6 protein-coding genes and 9 tRNA genes (1 of these 15 only partly in view) are annotated in these 7,500 nt (G+C 50.4%); all 15 read right to left on the bottom strand.

Going from position 1 to position 7,500, the window contains the following annotated elements:
- Positions 1-70, bottom strand: a tRNA-Thr gene (locus AAFJ72_RS00075) (it extends 6 nt beyond the left edge of the window).
- Positions 71-87: 17 nt separating this feature from the next.
- Positions 88-163 (bottom strand) — tRNA-Phe (locus AAFJ72_RS00070).
- A gap of 35 nt (positions 164-198) precedes the next feature.
- Positions 199-275 (bottom strand) — tRNA-Asp (locus tag AAFJ72_RS00065).
- 20 nt (positions 276-295) lie between these two features.
- Positions 296-371 (bottom strand) — tRNA-Val (locus AAFJ72_RS00060).
- 83 nt (positions 372-454) lie between these two features.
- A tRNA-Glu gene (locus AAFJ72_RS00055) sits at positions 455-528 on the bottom strand.
- Positions 529-545: 17 nt separating this feature from the next.
- A tRNA-Thr gene (locus AAFJ72_RS00050) sits at positions 546-621 on the bottom strand.
- A gap of 6 nt (positions 622-627) precedes the next feature.
- A tRNA-Asn gene (locus tag AAFJ72_RS00045) sits at positions 628-703 on the bottom strand.
- A 39-nt stretch (positions 704-742) separates the two neighbouring features.
- Positions 743-818 (bottom strand) — tRNA-Ala (locus tag AAFJ72_RS00040).
- Positions 819-871: 53 nt separating this feature from the next.
- A tRNA-Ile gene (locus tag AAFJ72_RS00035) sits at positions 872-948 on the bottom strand.
- A 223-nt stretch (positions 949-1,171) separates the two neighbouring features.
- On the bottom strand, positions 1,172-3,088 hold the full coding sequence (gene gyrB / locus AAFJ72_RS00030; RefSeq protein WP_432777234.1) for a DNA topoisomerase (ATP-hydrolyzing) subunit B: 1,917 nt from the start codon (positions 3,086-3,088) through the stop codon (positions 1,172-1,174).
- A gap of 8 nt (positions 3,089-3,096) precedes the next feature.
- The gene (remB, locus tag AAFJ72_RS00025; protein WP_122905481.1) at positions 3,097-3,384 is read right to left on the bottom strand and encodes an extracellular matrix regulator RemB; all 288 of its coding nucleotides are present in this window, start codon (positions 3,382-3,384) and stop codon (positions 3,097-3,099) included.
- A 9-nt stretch (positions 3,385-3,393) separates the two neighbouring features.
- A complete protein-coding gene (gene recF / locus AAFJ72_RS00020; protein ID WP_432775677.1) occupies positions 3,394-4,512 on the bottom strand; it encodes a DNA replication/repair protein RecF in 1,119 nt (372 codons plus the stop codon).
- Positions 4,513-4,528: 16 nt separating this feature from the next.
- Positions 4,529-4,744, bottom strand: a complete 216-nt coding sequence (yaaA, locus tag AAFJ72_RS00015; protein WP_122905483.1) for a S4 domain-containing protein YaaA — start codon at positions 4,742-4,744, stop codon at positions 4,529-4,531.
- A 48-nt stretch (positions 4,745-4,792) separates the two neighbouring features.
- Entirely contained in the window at positions 4,793-5,932 is a 1,140-nt protein-coding gene (gene dnaN / locus AAFJ72_RS00010; RefSeq protein WP_122905484.1) for a DNA polymerase III subunit beta, read from the bottom strand.
- A gap of 206 nt (positions 5,933-6,138) precedes the next feature.
- Positions 6,139-7,500 (bottom strand): chromosomal replication initiator protein DnaA, encoded by a 1,362-nt coding sequence (dnaA, locus tag AAFJ72_RS00005; RefSeq protein ID WP_246005820.1) that lies wholly within the window; start codon positions 7,498-7,500, stop codon positions 6,139-6,141.

The raw sequence follows: 7,500 nt of genomic DNA, 5'->3' as shown, positions 1-7,500 counted from the left end.
CGGCAATAGGACTTGAACCCACAACCCCCTGATTACAAGTCAGGTGCTCTACCAATTGAGCTATACCGGCATGTTTCGTTTATTTCATGGTGGCTCGGGACGGAATCGAACCGCCGACACGAGGATTTTCAGTCCTCTGCTCTACCGACTGAGCTACCGAGCCTCGTGTATGTGAGTCCACCATTACTTTTTGAATAATGGCGGAGCTGACGGGACTCGAACCCGCGACCTCCGGTGTGACAGACCGGCGTGAACTCCAACTTCACCACAGCTCCATGTTTTTCATTCGTGAAAATGGTGGAGGCTGACGGGATCGAACCGCCGACCCTCTGCTTGTAAGGCAGATGCTCTCCCAGCTGAGCTAAGCCTCCAAAATCACCCGCAAAGTGAAGAGATTGCGTTGCAGCAACACCGAACACTTTGCGGAGCCCCAACAACCAGTTGGGTGTGTAGGTGACCCGTAGGGGATTCGAACCCCTGTATGACAGCGTGAAAGGCTGCTGTGTTAAACCGCTTCACCAACGGGCCATTATCATAATGATTACTGGTGCTCCCGACAGGAATCGAACCTGCGACCTCTTCCTTACCATGGAAACGCTCTACCGACTGAGCTACAGGAGCGTGATATGGCTCCTCGGGACGGACTCGAACCGCCGACCGATCGGTTAACAGCCGATTGCTCTACCAACTGAGCTACCGAGGAACAATACGATAAGCAGGCCAATTGCCTATAGGAATTGTATGGTGGAGCTGAACGGGATCGAACCGATGACCTCCTGCTTGCAAGGCAGGCGCTCTCCCAACTGAGCTACAGCCCCATTTTTCAAAATCGAGAAGCGATGTCGCATCCGGCGCTATCGCCTTGTATAAGTGGTGGGCCTAGGCTGACTCGAACAGCCGACCTCACGCTTATCAGGCGTGCGCTCTAACCAACTGAGCTATAGGCCCGTATCACTTCCTGGATCTTTAATCTAGCATAGATTTTAATTCATTGCAATAGAATTTTTGATTTTTTTATCGTGCAGAGGTGAATTTTTTGGCAAGAAGGTAGACTCAACGATTCAGTGCCCAGCAGAATAGCATCTTCGTCTACGAAAATCGCATGGCACAGCCCTTTTCGCTGCCGTTGAATCGCTGAGCCTTCTTGCTGTTAATAGAGCATAGCCAAAATCTAAATATCCAAATCCCTTACAGACGCTGCATACCGCTCGATAAACTCCCTGCGCGGCTCTACTTCGTCGCCCATAAGCGTCTCAAACACCATGTCTGCCTCCATGGCGTCTTCCAGGTTCACTTGCAGGAGCGTGCGCATGGACGGGTCCATCGTCGTCTCCCACAATTGCTCTGCGTTCATCTCACCCAGCCCTTTGTAGCGCTGAACACTTGGCTTGGGCGTAGGCTTGAGGCTGGCAAGAATCTGGTCGCGCTGCTGGTCGCTGTACGCGTAATGCAATGTCTTGCCTTGCTTGATGCTGTAGAGCGGCGGTTGCGCGATATAAACATACCCCGCTTCGATAAGTTGACGCATGTAACGGTAGAAGAACGTCAGCAGCAATGTGCGAATATGCGAGCCGTCTACGTCCGCGTCTGTCATAATCACAATTTTGTGGTAGCGCGCTTTGCTAATGTCAAAATCTTCGCCTACCCCGGTACCGAGCGCAGTAATAATCGTGCGAATCTCATTGTTGCCGAGAATTTTGTCCAGGCGCGCTTTCTCCACGTTCAACACTTTTCCGCGCAAAGGAAGAATGGCCTGGAAATGGCGGTCGCGTCCGGACTTCGCAGAACCGCCCGCAGAGTCTCCCTCTACGATGAACAGTTCGGATTCGGAAGCGTCCTTCGAGGAACAGTCCGCCAATTTACCCGGCAATGCACTGACTTCGAGAGCACTTTTGCGGCGAGTCATCTCGCGCGCTTTACGCGCTGCCTCGCGGGCACGAGAAGCCATCAAGGCTTTCTCCACTACTTTCTTCGCTACACCTGGATTTTCCTCCATAAAGGTGCTGAAGCGATCGCCAAAGATGGATTCCGTAATGCTGCGCGCTTCCGAATTGCCGAGCTTCGTTTTCGTCTGACCTTCAAATTGAGGGTCCTGAATCTTCACAGAGATAATCGCCGTAATCCCTTCACGCACGTCGTCACCGGAGAGATTCGGATCTTTTTCCTTCAGGAGATTGAATTTGCGGCTGTACTCGTTAATGACACGGGTAAGGGCCGTCTTGAAGCCTGTTTCGTGCGTTCCGCCTTCATGTGTATTAATGTTGTTGGCAAACGAATAAATGTTGCTCACGTAGCTGTCGTTGTACTGCAGAGCAACCTCAACGAAAAGACCGTCCTTTTCGCCTTCGCAATAAATGACTTCTTCATGCAAGGGCTCCCGGTTTTTGTTCAAGTATTCGACGAACTGCACGATACCGCCCTCGTAGTGGAACGATTCTTCCCGCTCCTGACCTGGGCGTGTGTCTTTCAGCGTAATGCGCAGCCCTTTGTTGAGGAAGGCGAGCTCGCGAATACGTTTTTGCAAAGTGTCGTAATCAAAAACAGTCGTTTCTGTAAAAATCGTCGGGTCCGGCTTGAAGGTGACTTTTGTTCCCGTCTCCTCTGTCTCGCCAATGACGGCAAGATCAGCATCAGGCGTTCCGACAGTAAAACGCATATAGTGAATTTTGTTGTTTTGCTTTACTTCTACTTCCAGCCATTCGGATAGCGCGTTCACTACCGAGCTACCAACCCCGTGCAGACCGCCGGAAACTTTGTATCCGCCACCGCCGAATTTTCCGCCGGCGTGCAGGACAGTCAAAACCGTCTCAACGGTTGATTTACCGGTTTTTTCATGAATGCCGGTTGGGATTCCCCGGCCATTATCCGTTACAGATACGGAGTTGTCCGGATGAATGACCACCAAAATGTTGTCGCAATAACCGGCAAGCGCTTCGTCAATGGCATTGTCGACAATCTCCCATACCAGGTGATGCAAACCGCGGCTGCTGGTCGAGCCGATATACATGCCGGGACGTTTCCGAACTGCTTCCAAACCTTCCAGAACCTGAATCTGACTCGCATCATAGTTTGTATCGTTCGTCGTCACTTGATCCACTACTCTGTCAACTCCTCCACTTCAGCTTGTACAAAGGGAAACTGATCCAAGCTGTCCACGAACTGAGCGCGTCGCTTTAGCGTCAGAGAAGAAATAGGTGAACAGTAAATGGCGTTCTGGGTGATTACGTAAGATTTTGTTTCTTCCACACTGTGGTCGACAATCGTTTTCCGTTTTTCCTCCAAAAAAGCCTTGTTGACCTTCGAGGATTTCACGGTTTGATGGTCGAGGATGGAAATGACTTCCTTCGTGCTCACCACAGTATCTCCACCAATGTGAATAAACATCCCTGACCCCTACCTTTCTCCCGAGATTGTCCCTTCCTTCACGTAAAAACGAGAGGCCTGCTGGAGAACCTGATGCTTTAAGCCTTCCACACCTGTCGTGCTTACAAACGTCTGAACCCGATCCTGAATGGTTTCGAGCAGCAGGGTTTGCCGATGTTCATCCAACTCTGACAAAACATCATCCAACAAAAGAACGGGGTACTCCCCGACTTCTTCTTTAATCAGTTCAATTTCGGCCAATTTGATGGACAGGGCGCTCGTGCGCTGCTGCCCTTGCGAACCGTACGTCTGGACATCCATGTTGTTCACTTTGAGCGAAAAATCATCGCGGTGCGGTCCGATCAGCGTGCTTCCGCGCATAATTTCCCGGTCGCGAACCTCTTCATAGGCAGCCAGCAGTGTGTCAACCGCTTGCTCTGCCGACATTTCATCCGTAACGGGCGTCGAATTCACGTAATGCAAAGAAAGCATTTCCCTTCCGTCGGTAATGCCCGTGTGAATCTCCTGTGCCCATGCCTCCAGCTTGCGCAGAAACTCAAATCGCTTTCTCAACAATTTTACCGCTAAATCCGCCAGTTGGGTATTCCAAATTGCCAGCATTTCCAGCGAATGGCTTTTTTTCATCGCCAAATCTTTCAGCAGTTGGTTCCGCTGAGCCAGCACCTTGTTGTAATTGCTCAAATAGTACAGATAGGTGGGGGAAACTTGGCCAATTTCCATGTCAATGAAACGCCTGCGCTGAGCCGGCGCTCCTTTTACAATGGACAGGTCCTCCGGCGCAAACATGACTACGTTCAACGCTCCCACGTAGGCACTCAGCTTTTGCTGCTCCATTCCGTTGATTTTGGCCCGCTTTCCCTTGCTTGTCAACTGCAGCTCCAGACGAACAGAACCGTAGCGACGAAGAACATCGCTACGGATCGTGGCGTAGTCGGCATCCCACGCGATCAGCTCTTTATCGCGAGGCGTACGGTGGGATTTGGCCAGAGCCAGAACGTATATCGATTCGAGAGCATTCGTTTTCCCCTGGGCATTGTTTCCGATGAACAACTGGATCGGTCCATCAAAATCCAGGGACAAGGTTTGGTAGTTGCGATAGTTGGTTAGCGACAGGTTCTTGAGAAACAAGAATCACGCTCTCCTCTCAGCGGCGTACCACTTGAAAGCGGCCATGGCCTTCAATCGCCACTTCATCGCCAGGATATAGCTTGCGGCCGCGTCTGTTGTCCAGCTCGCCATTAATCTTGATCGGCACTTCTGCCAAAAACGCTTTGGCCATGCCGCCTGTGTCAATGACGTCAGCCAGCTTCAAAAATTGGCCGAGCGTAATGTATTCGGTGTTGATGGAAACCTCACGCATGGCTTGGCTCCTTTCTTTTACGAAAAAGAACTTTTTTACGAAAAAGACCTAGTAAGTACGGACTGGCAGGATCAAATGCAGCATCCAGTCGTGGTCTGTCGGACGAATCACGAACGGACTCATCGGCCCGGTAAAGCTGGCTTTGATCTCGGTGCTGTCGATCGCGCGCAAGGCATCGATCATGTATTTTGCGTTGAAGGAGATTTTCAGCTCTTCCCCGTTCAAGGCTTTTGGCATCAAAATGTCGGTAACTTTGCCGATTTCCGGTGCGTTGGAAGTAATCTCCACGCTGCCATCGGACAACGTAACCAGCTTGACCACATTGGATTTGCCTTCGCGGCTGAGCAAGGAAGCGCGCTCGATCGATTGCAAAAATTCCTTGGTGCTGACAGTGATCTCGGTTTTGCTGCCTTGCGGAATGATTCTGGTCGTGTCCGGGTAGGTTCCTTCCAACAGGCGGGAATAGAACAAGATGTGCTTGGACTTCACCAAAATCTGATTGTCGGCTACGACGATGTCAGCTAGGTTTTGGTCATCGTCAAGAATTTTCATCAACTCGTTACAGCTTTTTCCCGGCACGACTACGTTGTGGAAGGAAAGGTCTTCCGGGCATTCTACCATTGCAGTTCGGCTGGCAAGACGGTGACTGTCAGTAGCGACAAAGCGAAGCTTGCCTTGCTCCAGGGACCACATGATTCCTGTCAGGATCGGACGCATTTCGGATGTAGAGACTCCAAAAACAGTTTGTCGGATCATCGCTTTCAGCAGATCACAGGGAACGCTGATAACTTTGTCCTCTTCCAGATGCGGCAGCTGCGGATATTCGCTGGCATCCATTCCGTTGATCGTGAATTCGGCTTGTCCCGAACGGATTTGCGTAACGAGACGGTCGTCTGCTTGAATGTGAATCTCGTTGCTTGGCAGCTTGCGTACAATTTCGCTGAAAATACGTGCTGGCAAAACAATGCTTCCAGGCTGATGGATCGTTACTCCCCAGTCTCCCGCTTCTTCCAACGGAATCTGCACCTCGATGGATATATCCGAGTCGCTTGCAGTAAGAGTAATTCCTTCATCATCGGTTTTTATCTTGATCCCGGTCAAAATCGGAATGGTTGTTCTGCTGGAAACCGCTTTGCTGACATGTGAAACGGCGTTAGACAGCTTGTCTCGCTGAACGGTAATATGCATCAACGTGATCCTCCCTCTATCTGCGCCATTTTTTGGTGGCTTTTGCATAATGGCTATGTCTTTATCATATCTTAATTAGGATAAATCTTTTTTACAGAAGTAGTAATAGTTCCTGTGGATTTGTGGATATGTGGATTGACAACGTAAAAGATAGCCTATACACATGTGGGTAAGTTGTGTATAGGCTTTTGGCGTTATGCACAGGTTTAATGGTTTGCTTTTAACTTTTCAATGAGCGACTGAATCGTAGTTTGCATCTGCGGGTCAGTTGCCAGTGCTCGCGAGATTTTTTCGTGTGCGTGAATGACGGTCGTATGGTCGCGTCCGCCAAATTCGTCCCCGATTTTCGGCAAAGATGCATCTGTCAGCTCGCGAGACAAATACATGGCAATTTGCCGCGGGAATGCGACAGTTTTGGTCCGTTTTTTCGCCTTGAAGTCTTCCAGTTTGAGGTTAAAGGCTTCTCCGACTGCCCGTTGAATGTCCATGATCGTAATCACGCGGGGGCGAGAAGACGGAATGATGTCTTTCAACGCTTCTGCGGCCAGCTGCGTGTCGATGTCGCGGTTAATCAGCGAAGAGTAAGCTACGACACGGATCAGGGCACCTTCCAGCTCGCGGATGTTGCTGTCGATCTGGTTTGCGATGTAGGCCATAACCTCATTCGGGATGTCCAAATTTTCAGCTTTTGCCTTTTTGCGCAAAATGGCGATCCGCGTTTCCAAATCTGGCGGCTGAATGTCGGTAATCAGTCCCCATTCAAAGCGAGAGCGCAGACGATCCTCCAGAGTCGGGATCTCCTTGGGAGGCCGGTCAGAGGAGATAATGATCTGCTTGCTTTCTTCGTGCAAGGCATTGAACGTATGGAAAAACTCTTCCTGCGTCGATTCTTTGCCTGCCAAAAACTGAATATCATCAATTAACAGAACGTCTACACTCCGGTACTTGTTGCGGAATTCGACGGCTTTGTTGTCGCGAATCGAGTTGATGAATTCATTGGTGAACTTCTCTGACGACAAATAGACCACTTTCGCCGCTGGATTGTGCTGAATGACATAATGGCCAATGGCATGCATCAAGTGGGTTTTGCCGAGTCCGACTCCTCCGTAAATGAAGAGGGGGTTGTAGGCTTTAGCAGGAGCTTCAGCGACCGCAAGCGAAGCGGCGTGAGCGAAGCGATTCCCGGCACCGATGACAAAGGTGTCAAAGGTGTACTTGGGATTTAAAATGCTGGGTGGCTGGTCATCCGCTGCTGAAGGCGGAGTGCTCATTTTCACCCTCGGGGCTGGTTGTTCTTCGGCAAATGCGGCGTCCTGGTTTTGCAGGGCGACGAATTTTACCTTCATATTGATCCCTGTCACTTCATAAAGTGTATCGGTAATCAGTTGAGCGTACCTGGTTTCAAGCCAATCCCGCGCGAAGTCATTGGGCGCGACGACGATTAGCGCATCCTCTTCCAAGGTGGTTGCTTTCGTCGCTTTGAGCCAGGTATCAAAACTTGGTTTGCTGAGCGATTTTTCTATCTTGGCGAGAACTTTGCGCCATAATTCGCTAATCGCTGCATCCAA

It is taken from the genome of Brevibacillus gelatini, from assembly GCF_050920745.1.
Lineage (GTDB): Bacteria > Bacillota > Bacilli > Brevibacillales > Brevibacillaceae > Brevibacillus > Brevibacillus gelatini.
The sequence above is the reverse complement of the archived record's forward strand: the minus strand, read 5'-3'. Positions and strand labels throughout refer to the sequence as shown.

Excerpts from the sequence above, each read along its gene's own strand:
- dnaN (WP_122905484.1), bottom strand. The coding sequence starts at position 5,932 with ATGCATATTACCGTTCAGCGAGACAAGCTGTCTAACGCCGTTTCACAT.
- remB (WP_122905481.1), bottom strand. The coding sequence starts at position 3,384 with ATGTTTATTCACATTGGTGGAGATACTGTGGTGAGCACGAAGGAAGTC.
- yaaA (WP_122905483.1), bottom strand. The coding sequence starts at position 4,744 with ATGCGTGAGGTTTCCATCAACACCGAATACATTACGCTCGGCCAATTT.